Source organism: Bacillus sp. RZ2MS9, assembly GCF_001816185.2.
GTDB classification, from domain to species: domain Bacteria; phylum Bacillota; class Bacilli; order Bacillales; family Bacillaceae_G; genus Bacillus_A; species Bacillus_A cereus.
Genome location: NZ_CP049978.1, coordinates 3,307,859 through 3,324,903 on the forward strand (window position 1 = coordinate 3,307,859; position 17,045 = coordinate 3,324,903).

Consider the following 17,045-nt stretch of genomic DNA (forward strand, 5'->3'; position numbering starts at 1 on the left):
GGACCTATAAAGTGAAACTTTAATCAGTGGGGCGATTTATTCTCTACTGATTATTTACCCGTAAATACCGGGATGAAAAGGAGCGTAATGAACATGGCATATACTACTATATCTATGGAAATTTTCGGATCAACTGAACAAGTATGGCAATTAATCGGAGGTTTCAACTCCCTTCCAGACTGGTTACCTTATATACCTAGCAGTAAATTAACTGAAGGCGGTCGTGTACGTCATCTAGCTAATCCAGATGGTGAAACAATTATAGAACGCTTAGAAGTATTCAATGATAAGGAACGCTACTACACGTATTCAATCATGAATGCACCGTTCCCGGTCACTAATTATTTATCTACAATCCAAGTTAAAGAAGGTACTGAAAGTAACACATCGTTAGTAGAGTGGTCTGGTACGTTCACTCCTGTTGCGGTTAGTGATGAAGAGGCAATAAATCTGTTTCATGGTATATACAGCGATGGACTGAAAGCATTGCAGCAAGCATTTCTAGATTGATTCATGTAATTGATTGAGACGAAAAAGTTAATTAACAGTCAAACATTCAACTTTGTGGTTAAGTTCATTATGAAAGATAAACAAATACAAATTTCATGCCTGCTTGTTAATGACAAGAAATAAAAAATACTACCTCCAAATGGAAGGTAGTATTTTTTTATTAATCAGGAAAAACAATTAATCCCTCTTCTTTTTCCTCCTGTTTTAAATCTTCTTCTGGGAATGTTACAGTTGAATTTTTATCCCCTGTTTTTTTTGTTTCTTCACCTGGAAATACGAAAGTTGAATTTTCTTTTCCTTCATTTTTTTCTACGTTATCTGGAAATACCATAGAATCATTGGTAGTCAAATCACTATGAAAACCAAGGTTAGACAAAATCGCTTTTAAATCTGGTAAAACCCCTATTTTATCAGATGATGGGTCATTAGACTTTGTGCCTGTATTAGGATTACTTAAAATTGCTCTCAATTCTTTTGGTGTATATGCCTTACCTAAATGTTCTTTAGCAATCCCTTGAATTGATACAGCAGCCCCAGCGATTATAGGCGAAGCGCTAGAAGTACCACGGAAATTAGAAGTATAACGATTCATTATACTCTGATCTGTAACTTTTTGTCCTTTACTATTTTGATTTTGATATGTATCTAATGTGTCAACATACTCTCCCCAACCATATACATCAATTCTACTACCATAGTTAGAGAAACCTAAACGTTTATGAGGAACTCTTGCAGTAGATGCTCCAACTATAATAGCTCCTGAATCTTTAAAGTCTGGACTATTTCGATTTAAAATCTGTTTACCATTACGGTCTTTAAATTCATCTAAATCAATCCCACCATTACCAGCTGCTTCTACAATAATAATGCCCTTATCTGTACCTTTGCGAATTGCGTTAAATATACTCGGGTATACTTCTACTGGTAAAGGGTCATCTCCATATCCATCATATTTAAAGGATTCCTCTATTAATAAAACATCTCCAGCCTGTAAAGAATCTACGGCACTTAAAATAGCATCTCTTACATCGATTCTCCCATTATCTCGGATCACTGAAATTACTTTTGCCTTTGCTTTTGGTGCAATCCCAATGTTCCCAATCCGATTGTCAGCTGCAGAAACAACACCTAGAACTGAAGTACCGTGAGAAAGATCATTACTCATTTTTCCAGACATAAATTCAATATTTTGACCGACTAAATCTTCATGATTTAATAACCAGCCTTCTTCCAAATCTACAAAGGTTGCTCCTTGACCATCTCCTCCTTTAATTCCCCAAGCATAAGGAGCATTAATTCCTAAAGGTGCCTCTTCAAGATATCCCTGTCTCGAAAATCTAGGTTCATCATAAGGATTGATTGATAATACAGGCAATCTCGAGCTAGTTGTTGTGTTTATACTCTTATTAGAACGAAATTGTATTTTACTAGAATCGTTATTGGCAGCATGTACTGTATTTGTTACAAATGTCGTACCTACCCCAGCAAAAGTTGTAATTGCAAGTGATGATATCAACATACCTTTAAAATTTTTCATCTTTCCACCTCTAGTTTTCTATTAGAATTAACATATTTAATAATGTGTATGAACCGAAAAGCTTTTTATCTTATTATAAAAATTAATAGATTTTTATAACTTTTTGATTTACATAAAAACTCCTTTCATTCTTGTAATTCAATGTGTATATTTCAAAATAACAAACTCACTGTAACTATTATAGTTACACCTTTATTGATTTTCAACTACGAAATATAAATTTTTAAAAATAAATTTATATTACTTTAAAACAGAGCTAACCTTTTACGCATAAAAAAAAACAAAATATCTGTGCAAATTACAGCGGTGAATAAGTTTATAGACTGCAAAAAAACAAGAAAAAGCAAAACACTAAGTGCTTTGCTCCTTATAAAATTCCTTTTAACTTTTCACCAATTAACCTCGCTACATACTCATAGCCTTCTGGTCCAAAGTGTAATCCATCTTTTTCACCATTTTCTACAAATCTTTTATAATCCCGTTCTTGAATCATTTCAGCGAATACGTTTAGAAAATAACTTCCTGTTTCCCTCGCCACTTTCTCCACCACGTCTGCATACTGACCAAGCACTCTATTTGTTCTATTACGCTGTCTTTCTTCATCAACTGGTGCAGGACTAATCAGTAGTACTTTATCTGATGAAATATGGTTCACAATCTTCTCTAAGTTTTCTTTATATGCTTGTAATGACACTTGAGAAAAAGAAACTGCATCATTCGTACCAAGAAAAACTGTTACGAAATCTGGTTTATATGATATTACATCTTCTTCAATCCTATTTAACGCATCGAATGTATTATCCCCTGGAACACCTGCATTCACTACTTTCCACTTCGGAAACATCTCTTGCAAACGTGGTGTTAATCTCGGCATTCCATCAAAAAATGTTTCATCAGCTGTAATACTATCTCCAAAGCATACTAACGTTTTCATTAAGCTACTCTCCTTTTACGTATGAAACAACTTTCCTTCTATTGCTTTTATATATCTTTCAGCAGAACGTTCAACTGCCTCATCTGCATTTTCTTTTACTACTCGATGAAAAGCATTGTATAAACGATTAAACTGTAACGGCTTCACTCGGTTCACCATTTCTTCCACTTTTCTCGCTGGTAATGGAATTAAGTTTGGATAGCTATACATAAAACTTACCCACCGCTCATCCGCTACAACTTGAATAATATCACCTGTTAACAAAATCCCTTTTCCATCATTACCTTCTTCCCAATGCAATACAGAACCACCACTAAAATGTCCTCCAAGACGATGTACAGTAATCCCATCCGCTAATTGTAAAGACTCACCAGACCAATAAATAATACGACTACTTGGGCGCATCACCCATTCTTTATCATCTTCGTGTATATAAATTGGTACATCAAATGTCTCTGCCCATTCTACTTGCGTTGAATAATAATGAGGATGAGACAATGCAATCGCATCTAATCCACCAAGCTCTTTTATTTTCGCAATTGTCGTTTCATCTAAATACGTAATGCAGTCCCATAGTAAACGATATGACTCTGTTTTCACTATAAATGCCGTTTGACCGATCGCAAATCCTGGTTTTGTCGTAATACTATAAAGTCCATTTTCCTCTTCGATTATTTCATTTTTATATGTATCATCTGTTTGCAAATTTTCTAAAGTCGTCCAAGACTGCCCTTTCGGATTCACATATTGCCTCTCTTCATCACAAATATGACAACTCACCGGTTCCTCTACACTCGCTGCATACTGCACACCGCACGTTGTACAAACGTAATTTTTCATCATAATTCCCCCTATCCCTATATTTTTATTAAACTGATTTTTGTTGATAATAATCTACTTTTTTATTTTCAATTAATAAACTTATAAAAGTAAGTAAATAAACAACTGTAACTGACAATGGAATTACAGTAAATCCTTTTTGGCTTCTGCAACATTCATCTCACTATCTCCCCAAAAATATTTGTACTATAAAGTCACCTCAACCTCGTCCATCCAATAACGCCAAGCTGCTAAATAATCTTCTAAATCTTTCGGGTGGTGCCGTAAACATGTATCTATACGCAAATATAATCCTATGACTATTTCTTCATATAAATCACGGTCTTTTTTATAAAATACACATTGTTTCATCGCATAATCGATTGTTTCTTTTGTTAAATCTTCCGGGGTTGAACAGAACGCATAAATCAAATCATATATAGGATCTCCTAACACTGGTAAAGGATCAATTACACCGTGCAGTTTATTCCCTTGAAATATAAAATTATGAAATCCAAGATCACCATGCAATAAAAATGGCTGATTTATTCCAGTCCCCCTACTTGGACTATTTGCTAACTTAAAAACCGTTCTATACTCTTCCTCACTTATGTAACGTCTTACATTTTCATGAGCTTCCATCACATTTGTCGTTAAAAATTCATTCCAAGATTGAACTGGGTTTTCTTTCCACCCCCAGCCATCAATCTCTGTAGCTACTTCATACTTATTGATAACTTCCTTTACAAGTTTACTAAGAACACTCCGTTTATGGCCTAGTTTGCAAGAAGTTGTGCCCTCAAGGAATGAGTAAACAATATAGCGATTTAAAGGTTCCTTATATAAAAGCTTTGGAAATAATTCGTCCTTTTTATAAAACTGAAGAAAATAAGCTTCTTCACGTATGACATCCGATTCATTCAACTTTATAACGTATTGTTCATCTAACAAATATATAGTACTTGTCGTTCCCCCGTTTAATGCTTTTACGCTATTTGGATAATGTGAAATAACTTTTTCCTTAACTAGTTGTGCAGTGATTATTGAAATGTCCATTCTCTCACCCTTCAACTCCGAATATTTCCTTAATTCAAAAGACAACTTTACTATTATTTGACAAACATAAAGGAATTCCTCCTAAAAATCTTAATATAACAAAAAATAATTTTATTTCATTTCAGCTGATTCCTTCAATATTCCATCATAAAGTTCATTCCATTTATGGTAATGCGATGTGATTTCTTCACTCCAAATGATCTTCATTTAATCTAGTAATTTCTATTGAATTATCTCTTTCTTTTAACTTAAGAACCAAACTTTCTACACCAAACACTTCTGTAAACGTATGACTGCCTACAATTAAATTAATTCCTTTAAATTTCGCATGTTGCACTGTATATAATGTTTTTTCACCTGTTATGTACGTGTCACATCCTTTTTCTAATGCACGTTCAATCAAATTTGTATTGTTTCCTGCACCGGTTAAGATCGCAATCCGTTTTACTGGTTTATCGTGATTTCTCCAGCTCTTCACTTTCTCTTCCATTTTTTCTTCAAGTTTTCCAACTAAGTTTGAAAAAGGAATCGCTTCTTTATATTCTCCTATTCCCGGTAGTTCTTCTTCCTCATAGGTTGAATATTCCAGTATTGTATCTATCCCAATTTCGTTAAATAACGATGTACACGTGCCAAACTTTACAAAATCTAACGGCAAATGAATCCAAAAATGATTCATTTCATATTGCTTCAATTTCTCAATACAAGCCTCTTCCATACCAAATAAAAAACTCCACGGCGCATGATGTGTAACTATCATATCGACTCCATTTCGATACGCTTCTTCAATAGTTTCTAACGTTAAATTTGTTGTGTAACCGATTTTGTGAAATTCATCTTTACTTATATAAGTAAAACCATATTCATCATCGCCATATTTATGAAGATGCTCTCCAAATAGTGATGTTATATGTTCATTAAACTGCTTTATATTCATTTTTATTTCTCCTTTCATTTACTTTTATATTTCATAAATAAGGAAATACTAAATTACAACGTTACATACATATAGGAGGACAATATGAAACCTGAATTTTTAAAAGCTGTACATGATGCAATCGGAAATGTCGAACACATTCATATAGAGGAAAGCGGTGCTGACAGCTTACTTATTCATCATGATGATGCACAGCAGTTACAACAAGTTGCTAAGGCGTTAGAAAATAATAATTTCCGCTCCGCTTTAAGAACAACTGGAAATGCTTCGTACATTGAAGTATTGAACAGATAATGAAAGTCCGGATGTATTCCGGGCTTTCTTTTTATCCCGCTATTCACCGGGCAGTAAGACCCCCACTGATTAAAGTTTCACTTTATATTGAAACTTCAAACTCTTTCACATACACCGCTGTTCCAGCAATATCTATTTGTAACTTCTCGTTTTCTATCCCTTTCGTTACATAAACAGTTACACGACCATCTTTATTTATTTCCTGTCCTTGCTCAACGATTAAACTCAATTCATGTTCAAAACCTTTCTCTAAATACTCCGCATAATACGCTCCCATTACACCTGAAGCTGTTCCTGTCACTGGATCTTCAATCGTCCCAGCGTAAGCTGATGAAAAATGACGGCCGTGCATTTGTGCTATTTCATCATAAGTTTCTAGACAAATTGGGTGAATAGAAGCATTAGGTATTTCTTTTAATACTGATGGAAATGCAGCATTATTAGGTTTCATTCTCTCACATGCATTAAGATTTTTAATCGGTACAATTACAGTCCAATTACCAGTACTTCCATATACAATCGGTAAACTTACATCTAAATCATTTACTTCTAAACCGATACTATGAGCTAATTCTTCTGCTGAACCTGTAAATTCTTTAAACTGAGGTGCTGCCTGTCTCATTTTAATAAAGGTTTCTCCATTTTCATTTACACCTATTTGTATCGGTAAAATCCCAGCCTTCGTTTCAATCGTAAGGTTACTTTTCTCTTCTAATAAACCTTTTTCGCGCAAGGCAAATATCGTCCCTACTGTCCCATGACCACATAAATCCATTTCAAAACCAGGTGTAAAATAGCGCATTCTTATATCTCCTACTTCTGAGGAAAGAACAAAAGTTGTTTCGTTATATCCAACTTTTTCAGCAATAATTTGCATTTCCTCTTCCGTTAATCCATCTGCTTCTAATACAATACCTGCTGGATTTCCCTTATTTGGTTTATTCGTAAATGCGTCGTAATGAAATACGTTTATAGTCTTCATTTTCTTTTCCCCTTATTTGTCCATTTCTTTATTTTTATAATCAATAAGAAAATCGATCTAACCAACTTTCATAATCAGCTTTTTGAAATGGACGGATAATAAGTCTATCCGTCTCTACTTCTAATAACGATAGCTTCATTTAATTTCATCCCTCGAAATATTAATTGAATTTTCTTTATTATCTTACACAAAATACAAAATCTAGTAAATCATTATGTTTTTGATACATAAAAACCCAGTCATGCTTTATACATAACTGGGTTCTCCATCGTTTCATAATTTTCTATTTCACAAGAACTGCATCTCGTAATTCCCTCTTCAACACTTTTCCTAAAGCGTTTTTCGGTAACTCATCTATGAATACTACTTCTGGTATTTTATAGCTTGCTAATTTCTCTTTACAATACTGAAGAATACTTTCTTCTGTTAATGTTGTTTCGCCATCCTTCACAATGTAAGCTCTTGGAACCTCTCCCCAAAAGTCATCTGGAACTCCAACTACTGCAACTTCTAAAACACCATGTATTTCATGAATAACATCTTCTACTTGATCTGGATATACGTTGTCACCACCGCGTATAATAACGTCTTTATATCTTCCCATAATATGCAGGAATCCATCATCATCTATCATGCCAGCATCACCCATGTTAAACCAGTTATCTTTTACTACCTTCTTTGTCGCCTTTTCATTATTCCAATATCCTTTAAACATGTATGGACTTTTCACATGAATCTCTCCAACTTCATTTGTTGTTAGTTCATGTCCTGTTTCCGGATGAACAATTTTCACCTCTACATTTTTCAAGGTCTTTCCTACAGAAGACATCTTTTCTTTTCCCATCATTGGATGCCATGAGGTTACAACCCAACCTTCTGTACTACCATAGCCTTGCACCATATATATGCCTTTTTCCATATATTTTTGAATGAGTGTTTCTGGCACTTTTGTACCACCGCTTTGTGCTACTTTAAAGGTTGAAATGTTACGTTCTTTTTTATTTAGTTCATCAAGCATGTAACTATAAACGGCTGGGAAAGCAAGCATCGTAGTAATTTTCTCTTCTTCAATCTTATCCCAAATAAGAGCAGGATTCGAATCAGCTAAGAAGATCATCGTAACGCCATGATAAATACAATTTAAAATAGAAAGCACGCCACTCATATGAAACAATGGATGCACAGATAAAAAGCGTTCACCTGCTGGGATTTCTCTTTGTCCCGCAATTTCAGCAAAATAATGATGTAAGTTTTTATGTCCAATTACACATGCTTTTGCCTGTCCAGTCGTTCCTGATGTAAACAAGTAAATGGCATCGTCTTCTTCATGAACTTCTACGTTCGGTTCTGTCGTTGGCTGTTTTTGCAACTCTAATTCAAATGAACCAAAGTCTTCTTTTGTTGTTTGAATTACATAAGGAATTTCTTTAACAGCATCAACCTTTAATAACACTTCATTAAATTCTTCATCAATAACTAACACTTTTAATTTCGCTTCTTTTACAATCGTTTCTAATTCATAAACAGTCAGCTGATGATTTAGCGGAATAAATACCGCTCCAATTTTTAAACTTGCCATCATAACGCTTGGAAATGGGTGATTATTTTTGCATAGTATTCCTATACGATCTCCTCTTTGCACACCATTATATAACAAATAATGTGCAAACTGATTTACTCGTTCATTATATTGCTGAAACGAATATCTTTTCTTCCCCCCTACAAGCGCTTCCAAATTTGGTGATTGCATTGCTCTTTTTTGTAGTAATTTTTGCATCGTTCTCAAGTAAAACTCCCCTTTATATATGTTAGGTTTTTTATTTTACCAGATTAACTATTAATTTACTAAAGATTACACTTAGTGAATATAAAAAGAATATAAAATAGCCATTTACTTTACAAGTAAATGGCTATTTTTCATTATATATTAGAATACTTCTTGTTCATCACATATTGCACATACTCAGGTGCACTTTTATCAATCTCTTCATCACTTAGTTTATATTCTGCACCATATAAATAAAAGGAAGGTATAAATTCCATACCTGTGTATAAGCATGTAGCTTGGAATGGTTTCGTCAACTCATCCATTGTAATTCCACTATTTTCATAGTCTTTTTCTAATCCACCTATAGAAATAGCTACACCAAATTCTTTCCCCTTCACTTTATCACCTTTAGATCCGTACGCAAATCCATATGTTAATACATCATCGAACCATTTTTTTAATAATGGTGGTGAGCTGTACCAGTAAAGCGGAAATTGAAATATATATCTGTCATGTTCTACTAATAACTTTTGCTCTTCTTCAATATTAAACTCCCAATTCGGTGCCACTTTATACAATTCATGCACCGTAATTTCATCCGAATATTTCTCAAGTTCTTCAATCCATCTTTTATTAATTTTTGATTTTTCAATATCAGGATGTGCTACAATTACAAGTGTTTTCATCTTTTTTCATCCCCTTTATAAATTATTCAACCCTTTACGTATTAGTATGAATGAGTCACATATAATTGAAAAGTACGTACTTTAAAGTGCTATAGGAACCTTAAAGTACCTGTGGAGGTGTTATATGAATCAAAATGATAATTGCCCAATTGCAACAACACTCGATGTAATCGGTGGAAAATGGAAAGTTCATATTTTATGTATTTTGTCAGATGGAAAAATGCGAACAAATGAAATTAAACGAGAAATCCCAAACATTACACAAAAGGTTCTTACACAACAACTTCGGCAACTTGAAGCTGATGGGATTATCTATCGTACCGTATATCAAGAAGTTCCACCAAAGGTTGAGTACACACTAAGTGAATATGGAAAATCTTTAATGCAAATAATGGATAATCTGTTTGAATGGGGAAAAGATCATCAGATTAAAAGATTACATGACTAAAAAAGCACTATATACTTTGTTTCATCCTCTACGTTCATATTTTTTATTTCTATAAAGTTTATTTTCATCATTTTTTAGCTAACTTGTTTTCTTAGATTGATGGACGTGACCCCACATCCATCAATCTAAAAAGATACAATTAGAAAAATGAGATTTCTATAAAGTTTCGCATATAAACACTACTTCCGCCTCATTAAACGCTCGCTCTACTTTTTCTAATCTCAATTGTACGTAAGCTATAAAGAAGCACCCCTAAACCGAGAATTTTTTCATTATTAGACACATTAGAACCTAAGGTAATAGTAGGTACATTTAAACCCATAAACCTTTCACTCCATTCTATAGGCATATAAAAAGATACTCCTTAAAAATAAAAAACGCTATTCTCTCTGTAAAATCATAGAAAAGAATAGCGCTTTTTATTTTGAAATAGAAATCATCATTTAAACTAAACATGCTAATATTGATTTTGTGCGATTGTCAGTTACCTCATAATAAATTTCTAATCCTTTCCGAGTACCTGTAACCATTTTAGCAGCTTTTAGTTTAGATAAATGTTGACTAATTGTACTTTGAGGCATTTGTAAATCCCCATACATTGTTGTTACATTAGTAGGACCTTTTGCAAGCATTATTTTTACTAAAGATAGACGAACTGGATGCGCCAATACCTTTAACACCTCAGCGATTTCTTGAAACATTTCTTTTTTTTCTTTCATCTTATTTCTCCCCTTTTATATACATATTTATGTTATCCATATATATAATTCGGAGGTATATGCGTTTTTGTGTCCGTCATTTAAAAAAAATATAAAAAAACTTTAATCCGAAACTAAAGGATTAGCTTAACATAATGTCTCACCATTAATGATGAATAGGAATCTCATTATAGAAGCAGCAGTTTTTATACCACAACTCTACATTCAACTAACTAAAACCAATGAAAAAAAGAGCAGATAGTCTGCCCTTTTATGATGCCTCCTTATGTTCCGTGGAATGTTTAACACTCCCCAGTCTCTTTAGTTTATTCCACCCTACCGCTACTCCTCGAAGCGATGAGAATATAGATTTAATGACAACATAAGTCATAAATTGGCGATAAATAAAACGTTGTAAAATTAACCATGCCAATGGTTTTGGGTTCTCTTCCTCTAATTTAAATGCGAACAGAGAAGCGAGAAGATCCATTAAAAAGAAAACAAGATAAAATCCTAAAACTTTTAGCGGATTACTACTAAATAGTCCTATAATCATTAATATATCTGCAAAAGGAGCAATGAATTGCAGCACATATTGGAATAACCACATATTAGGCAGTGCAATAAATCCTAATGTTTTATGCTTTGGATTACATAACGCTTTTCGATGTTTCCAAAGACATTGAAGTGTACCATATGACCAACGATACCGCTGTTTAATGAGACTTTTCACATCTTCAGGTGATTCCGTAAAAGCATGCGCTTTTTCTTCATATACAATTCTATGCCCTTGACGTAAAAATGTAATAGTAAGATCCGTATCTTCTGCTAACGTATCTTCGCTTAAATATCCAGATTCAACTACATTCTTTTTGCGCCACGCCCCAATAGCTCCTGGAACTACTGTAATACAATTTAACTCATCAAAAGCTCTACGTTCTAAATTAAACCCTGTAATGTACTCAACATGTTGCCAAGTAGTTAACAAATTCCGTCTATTCCCCACTTTGACATTACCTGAAACTGCAGCTACATTCTGATCTTCAAAGTGTCTAACCATTAGAGAAATGGCGTCTTGCGCAATAATAGTATCCGCATCTAAAGTGACAATGATTTCTCCTCGCGATTGTTGAAACCCTAGGTTCATTGCCGATGATTTCCCGCCGTTTTCTTTCTGAATGAAACGAACTTTAGGGTGTTTATAAAATGTTTCTTTCATTACTTTTGACGTACCATCTGTCGATCCGTCATCCACAACAATAACTTCAAATTCTCTATAATTACTATCCAAAATTGAGTGAATTGTCTTGGCTATCACCTTTTCTTCATTATATGCTGCTATGACAACACTAACAAAAGGTTGATAGGACGAATTAATATAGCGAGATAACGTTTTTCTTTTCTGCTTCCATGCAAAATAAATTAAGAATAAAAATCGAAAAATCCCTAATCCAATAGCAATATAAAAAATAGTTGTTAATATATGCTTAAAGTATCCTGCCCCTGAAAAGACAGCTTTATTGTAAAGCAAATATTGCTTCCCCTCAGAAGAAACAGGAGGCATGATTTCATCTCGTTCTTTATTCATTAAATCTGAAATTGTTACAAAACTATATCCATGCTTTTTTAGGTCTTTAATAATAATTTGGAGCGCCTCTACTGTATGTGTACGGTTCCCTCCCGCATCATGGAGAAGAATTATATTTCCCTCTCCCTTATAAATGGGATTAAGAGCACGCTTTACTAATTCATTTGTTGATGGTATTGCCCAGTCTTCGGGATCAACTTTTTCCGCTACCATTGTATAGTTCATATTTTGTGCACGTAAAATAGGCAATATTTCATTTGATGAATCCGGGTTAGCATCCGCTTCATATGGCGGTCTAAATAAAACCGTAGAATGTCCAGTTACTTCCTGAATTAAACGTTGCGTCGTATTAAGTTCTACTTTCGTTCGTAGTAAAGACGTATCTGCTATGTTAGGATGCTTGAAAGTATGATTGCCAATTTCATGCCCTTCATCGTATATTCTTTTTACAATACTAGTATTTAGTTGCGCGTTTTCACCAAGTACAAAAAAAGCAGCTTTTATTTGATTCTCTTTTAATATATCTAATATTTCTGGCGTATATTTCGGGTCTGGTCCATCATCAAATGTTAATACTACTTGTTTCCCATTTGGTTTTCCATATCGTTGCACTTCATATGCAGATGGTAAGGATTGATATACTTCATCTGTAATATAATCATCTTTGCCTACTTTAAAATCTCTCAATCCATTTTTTCTTTCATTCTCAATCTGTAAAATTTCACCTTGTCCAGAATAATTCACTTCATCTAAACTACTGATTTTATGTAATACATTAGGATTTTTTTGTACCTCAATAGGATTTTTTAAAACTTTCCATATTGTAGGATCTTCTGCTCCTAATCTCCATAGCGCAAACCCCTTTGCATGATTGTCCATTGCGATTTTCACTTGATTATAAAGAGTAACACCGTCTAAGAACCAAGCAGTATGTTCTTTCTCTCCTGTTTTATATCTAAAATACGGATTTCCACTCACCTTATCCCATTGAATTTTTATATTTGAATCATGAGCCATTGCCATAACTTCTGAGAAAGTCATAGACTTTGCAGCTTCTTTACTATTTACTTCCCAATCATATCCATAGTTACCGAAAGCAACTATAAGTTTATTAGACGGAATATTCAGTTCTTTTAATGTATGTTGGAACCATTTATTTGAAGCAATTGGTCCTGGTTCCCCCGCTCCATAGTGCTCATCGTACATCATTACAATCATTCGATCTATTATTTTTGCTAACGCACTATAATCAAAAGCCTTATCATTAGCTGGAACATCTTGTGTAACGAGCAAATCATGTTCATGAAATTCCGTAGTAAGTTCTTTCATAAAATTTGTTAAGTTTTCTCTATCACTTTCAGGTACGGCCTCAAAGTCAATATTAATACCTGAAAACTGATTTTTTTTAACTTGGATTACTAAATCATTAATAAACTTTGTCTTTACATCGTTTGAGGAACTCAGTAACTTATGAATTAGCCCACTATCAGGACCAGAAGCTTCCTCAGTATAGTTAGTAAGCAAAGGCATAATCTTCACTTGATTTTTTTCTGCCAACTTTACTATCTCAGGTTTTATCTCACTTCTAATCGTTAAATCTGCTTTTAAATGATACCACTCTGGTACTAACGTAGTTAATGAATCGATATTTTCTTTTAAAGAAGCGGTACTATTTTCATCCCAGTTTACATAAAAACCATACACTTCTTTAGGATGTTTACTATCCTTCGGCGGATTCACCAAATTTTTATTATCCTTCGTTTCGGTATTTGGGTTAAATGCTTCCTCCTTTAACTGCTGATCACTAAGTTTTTGATTAATTGGTACAAGTTTAGTATCTTGTTGTACAGCGGTATTCATATTTGGAATTTCTGGTGTTGAAAAAATACTTTGAAAGAAAAAATAAAATACAACACTTACACTAACTATTGAGATACATAGAAACCAAATAAAGGCTATGTTTCTCCTTCCTTTCGGATCATAAAAAACAGGTTTTTCTTTATCTTTCTCTTGTTGAATGTTTTTCTCCATTATATTTTTCACATACTCCTTCTTAATAGAACTATAGAATATTAAAGTGCAACTTTAATCAGTGGGGGTTTTGTTCACCCCCCCACTAATCATCAGCCCTCACCAATCGGGCTGCCCAGCAAATAGCGGAATAAATCCTTTTAGCTTTGAAGTGAATCTCTCACTTCCATATTCTATTGATTCTTCTTTTCATTCCCTTGCTGGTGGCCTCTATTTTCTTGTTGAGACCCCCTACCATTGTTCCCTTGCTCGTTTCCGTCATTTTCTTTCTGGGATCCTCTTCCATTGTTCCCTTGCCCATTTCCATTATTCCCTTGTTGTGATCCTCTTCCATTGTTCCCTTGCTGATTCCCATTATTTCCTTGTTGTGATTCTCTTCCGTTGTTCCCTTGTCCATTTCCATTATTTCCTTGTTGTGATTCTCTTCCGTTGTTCCCTTGCCCATTTCCATTATTCCCTTGTTGTGATCCTCTTCCGTTGCTCCCTTGCCCATTTCCATTATTTCCTTGTTGTGATCCTCTTCCGTTGTTCCCTTGCCCATTTCCATTATTCCCTTGTTGTGATCCTCTTCCGTTGTTCCCTTGCTGATTCCCATTATTTCCTTGTTGAGCTTCTCTACTTTTATTCTCCTGTTGATTCCCTCTATTTTCTTGCTGAGATCCTCTTCCATTGTTTTCTTTTATTTGCTTCGATGGCTGTTCCTCTGTTTTCTTTTGTTCTTTCTGCTCTTGCTTTTCATATTTTTTTTCGTCTACAGGAGATAAATCCATTGATGCATCAGGAGATGACTCCGGCTGTGATTGCACCTCTTCTTCATTTCCCACCGGATTAGGCGGCGTGGCAGGAGGAGTAAGCGATTTGTTTTTCTCATTCTCTTGCTTTATATAGACACCTGTGCCAATTCCAGCTTTTCTAGCATTCTCTCGTACTTGCATCGTGCTACTTTGATATTCAACTGTAATATGTTTTAACTCATATTCTTTCTTCAATTCTTTCATTGCCTTTTCTAACTGTGGTTCTAGCGCCTTGTCCTTTGCAACTGCTGTTAGCATAACTTGCTTATCATTCGTTAAATACTTATCCTCTTGACTTTGCTTTATAATAGTACGTATTACTTCTTGTAATTGTTTATTTTCCCATTGCTTCAATTCTTTTAAAATACGCCTTCCATCATCATTACAAGCCTGTAAATCTATAACACGAAAATCCTTCGTTACGCTCACCTCTAAACTTGGATTTATATCAACTGAGACGTAAGCAAATACTTTTTCTTCTGGTTGGTTGTAGAAAAACAGCACTGCAAATAGAAAACAAGCAACAAGTATTGATGCAGGTTTTAAAAAGGAAGGGATCGAAAAATGCGATGCTTTTTGTTCTTGCTCATCAAATGAGATTTCCTCCCCGATCATGAAAGAATCCCCTTTTCTTTTACACGTAATAAACTCTCCATTTGGTGTTAAAACAACTACGCTATGCTTTTTTATATCCATCACAATTCCTTTATTCATCATGCTTTTCCCCTCTTATGTAATCCAGAATATATGTATAGTTGTTTGCAAAAATAATACACATTGCAATAATGTATTTTCTATGTCGTTCCAACGTTTTACGACTTACCCTAACACGCGGTTCAATATGTTTAAGCGGTAACTTTTTCTTTCGGAACAGCTCTTCCATCATTTCCTCTTCTTTTATAATAATTTTTACAATTTCTATTAAGTGCTCACGCGTATCACGATGCTTAGGAGATTCTTTAGCAAGCTCTGAAAATGTGATTTTAAACTCAGCTAGCACACTTTGAAAATGAAGAATTTCCTCCTTACGGTTACTATTTTCCATCTCTTTCATATACTCCGTAAGCGACACTTGCATTTCTAACATTTCCTCTTGCTCATCTTCTTTTAAAAAGACAAAGTTATGTTTAGATTCCTTACGTATATAGTCAATTACATCTCTTTTTATAAGAAGATCAGCAAACGCTAAAAAGGATTTTCCTTTTGTATAGGAATACTGTTCAATTGCTTCGTTAAACGCAAACAATCCAATGCTATATTCATCATCCTGTTCTGTAATATATCGGCGGCAGACAGATGAAATTGATTTTCTAATAAAAGGCTGATACTGTACGATAAATGCTTCTTTATCTGCTTCGTTGTTTTGTATGTTACATACGATATCTTCTATTTTCGGTTTTCTTAAGATTTTCATTACTAAACTCAACACTTGTAATCTCCCAGCCTCCTTCAAATAGCAAAATGGCCACTACAAAAGTGACCATTTAACCAGATTTTCTTGGTACTTTTCTTCGGTCTTGTTTTCTTGCTGTTAGTTATATTTTTAGAGTCTAACGTTTTCTTAATGATTTTTCCTTTTCTCTCGGCACTAAAGTTAAGTTTGTATTTTTATCTACTTTCTTATTTTCTACCGTTCGTTTTGCTTATTCATTTTCTATTTTATCTGCAATCCTTGAATAACTCTTCTCTATATAATTGGTAATTTCATCCTTCCGTTTTGGATGCCACTTAATCTAGTAATTTTATTAATACTTCTATATTCTTTCATAGTCATTTTTCTTCTATTTATTTTTTTCACTATACATATTCGGAGGAGTACAAAGTTTTATGGGGGTCAAAAAATATTTTTATAAAAAAATACATATTTATTTCAAAAATAAAAACCATCAATTTGAAAAAGGGTAATCAAATTGATGGTTTTCTTATAATATCTATTAAATTAAGTTGGATTCTCATTATATCT

The 17,045-nt window shown here is 33.9% G+C and carries 16 protein-coding genes and 2 pseudogenes; 3 read left to right on the forward strand and 15 right to left on the reverse strand.

Features of this window, described 5'->3' with window-relative positions; translation table 11 throughout:
* Window positions 1-93 precede the first annotated feature (93 nt).
* A complete protein-coding gene (locus BHV55_RS16875) occupies window positions 94-510 on the forward strand; it encodes an SRPBCC family protein (RefSeq protein WP_000332044.1) in 417 nt (138 codons plus the stop codon).
* Window positions 511-670: 160 nt separating this feature from the next.
* Here BHV55_RS16875 and BHV55_RS16880 read toward each other — a convergent pair whose 3' ends face one another.
* From BHV55_RS16880 to BHV55_RS16900, 6 genes and pseudogenes are all read right to left on the reverse strand, one after another.
* Window positions 671-2,047, reverse strand: coding sequence for a S8 family peptidase (locus tag BHV55_RS16880; protein ID WP_000787686.1), 1,377 nt, complete (start codon window positions 2,045-2,047; stop codon window positions 671-673).
* A gap of 367 nt (window positions 2,048-2,414) precedes the next feature.
* Window positions 2,415-2,981, reverse strand: a complete 567-nt coding sequence (locus BHV55_RS16885; RefSeq protein WP_000855202.1) for an SGNH/GDSL hydrolase family protein — start codon at window positions 2,979-2,981, stop codon at window positions 2,415-2,417.
* 15 nt (window positions 2,982-2,996) lie between these two features.
* A complete protein-coding gene (locus BHV55_RS16890; RefSeq protein WP_001986571.1) occupies window positions 2,997-3,824 on the reverse strand; it encodes an MBL fold metallo-hydrolase in 828 nt (275 codons plus the stop codon).
* Window positions 3,825-3,849: 25 nt separating this feature from the next.
* A pseudogene (locus BHV55_RS27915) lies at window positions 3,850-3,966 on the reverse strand (DUF7010 family protein); the annotation flags it as partial.
* 41 nt (window positions 3,967-4,007) lie between these two features.
* Entirely contained in the window at window positions 4,008-4,856 is an 849-nt protein-coding gene (locus tag BHV55_RS16895; protein WP_070756816.1) for a phosphotransferase, read from the reverse strand.
* Between the two features lie 187 nt (window positions 4,857-5,043).
* Entirely contained in the window at window positions 5,044-5,793 is a 750-nt protein-coding gene (locus BHV55_RS16900; RefSeq protein WP_016118346.1) for a Nif3-like dinuclear metal center hexameric protein, read from the reverse strand.
* Window positions 5,794-5,877: 84 nt separating this feature from the next.
* Here BHV55_RS16900 and BHV55_RS16905 point away from each other — a divergent pair, with 84 nt between their 5' ends.
* Window positions 5,878-6,087 (forward strand): hypothetical protein, encoded by a 210-nt coding sequence (locus tag BHV55_RS16905; protein ID WP_000801651.1) that lies wholly within the window; start codon window positions 5,878-5,880, stop codon window positions 6,085-6,087.
* A gap of 82 nt (window positions 6,088-6,169) precedes the next feature.
* Here BHV55_RS16905 and BHV55_RS16910 read toward each other — a convergent pair whose 3' ends face one another.
* From BHV55_RS16910 to BHV55_RS16920, 4 genes and pseudogenes are all read right to left on the reverse strand, one after another.
* Window positions 6,170-7,069, reverse strand: a complete 900-nt coding sequence (locus tag BHV55_RS16910; RefSeq protein WP_048568349.1) for a PhzF family phenazine biosynthesis isomerase — start codon at window positions 7,067-7,069, stop codon at window positions 6,170-6,172.
* A gap of 46 nt (window positions 7,070-7,115) precedes the next feature.
* Window positions 7,116-7,208: pseudogene (locus BHV55_RS27360) on the reverse strand (GNAT family N-acetyltransferase); the annotation flags it as partial.
* A gap of 144 nt (window positions 7,209-7,352) precedes the next feature.
* Entirely contained in the window at window positions 7,353-8,855 is a 1,503-nt protein-coding gene (locus BHV55_RS16915; protein WP_070756818.1) for a class I adenylate-forming enzyme family protein, read from the reverse strand.
* A 134-nt stretch (window positions 8,856-8,989) separates the two neighbouring features.
* Window positions 8,990-9,523, reverse strand: a complete 534-nt coding sequence (locus tag BHV55_RS16920) for an NAD(P)H-dependent oxidoreductase (protein ID WP_000855231.1) — start codon at window positions 9,521-9,523, stop codon at window positions 8,990-8,992.
* A 124-nt stretch (window positions 9,524-9,647) separates the two neighbouring features.
* Between BHV55_RS16920 and BHV55_RS16925 the strand changes: the two genes are divergently transcribed.
* Window positions 9,648-9,971, forward strand: a complete 324-nt coding sequence (locus tag BHV55_RS16925) for a winged helix-turn-helix transcriptional regulator (protein WP_001072981.1) — start codon at window positions 9,648-9,650, stop codon at window positions 9,969-9,971.
* A 193-nt stretch (window positions 9,972-10,164) separates the two neighbouring features.
* Here BHV55_RS16925 and BHV55_RS16930 read toward each other — a convergent pair whose 3' ends face one another.
* The 5 genes from BHV55_RS16930 to sigI form a co-directional block, all read right to left on the reverse strand.
* A complete protein-coding gene (locus BHV55_RS16930) occupies window positions 10,165-10,320 on the reverse strand; it encodes a hypothetical protein (RefSeq protein WP_002098201.1) in 156 nt (51 codons plus the stop codon).
* A 94-nt stretch (window positions 10,321-10,414) separates the two neighbouring features.
* The gene (locus BHV55_RS16935; RefSeq protein WP_000660066.1) at window positions 10,415-10,690 is read right to left on the reverse strand and encodes an ArsR/SmtB family transcription factor; all 276 of its coding nucleotides are present in this window, start codon (window positions 10,688-10,690) and stop codon (window positions 10,415-10,417) included.
* Between the two features lie 250 nt (window positions 10,691-10,940).
* Window positions 10,941-14,288 (reverse strand): trifunctional glycoside hydrolase family 18/polysaccharide deacetylase/glycosyltransferase family 2 protein, encoded by a 3,348-nt coding sequence (locus BHV55_RS16940; protein ID WP_070756820.1) that lies wholly within the window; start codon window positions 14,286-14,288, stop codon window positions 10,941-10,943.
* A 173-nt stretch (window positions 14,289-14,461) separates the two neighbouring features.
* Window positions 14,462-15,799, reverse strand: coding sequence for an anti-sigma factor domain-containing protein (locus BHV55_RS16945; RefSeq protein ID WP_070756822.1), 1,338 nt, complete (start codon window positions 15,797-15,799; stop codon window positions 14,462-14,464).
* Window positions 15,789-16,511: an RNA polymerase sigma factor SigI gene (gene sigI / locus BHV55_RS16950; RefSeq protein WP_002093524.1), complete on the reverse strand. Its 723-nt coding sequence runs from the start codon at window positions 16,509-16,511 to the stop codon at window positions 15,789-15,791. The genes BHV55_RS16945 and sigI overlap by 11 nt, the downstream gene beginning before the upstream one ends.
* Between the last annotated feature and the right edge of the window lie 534 nt (window positions 16,512-17,045).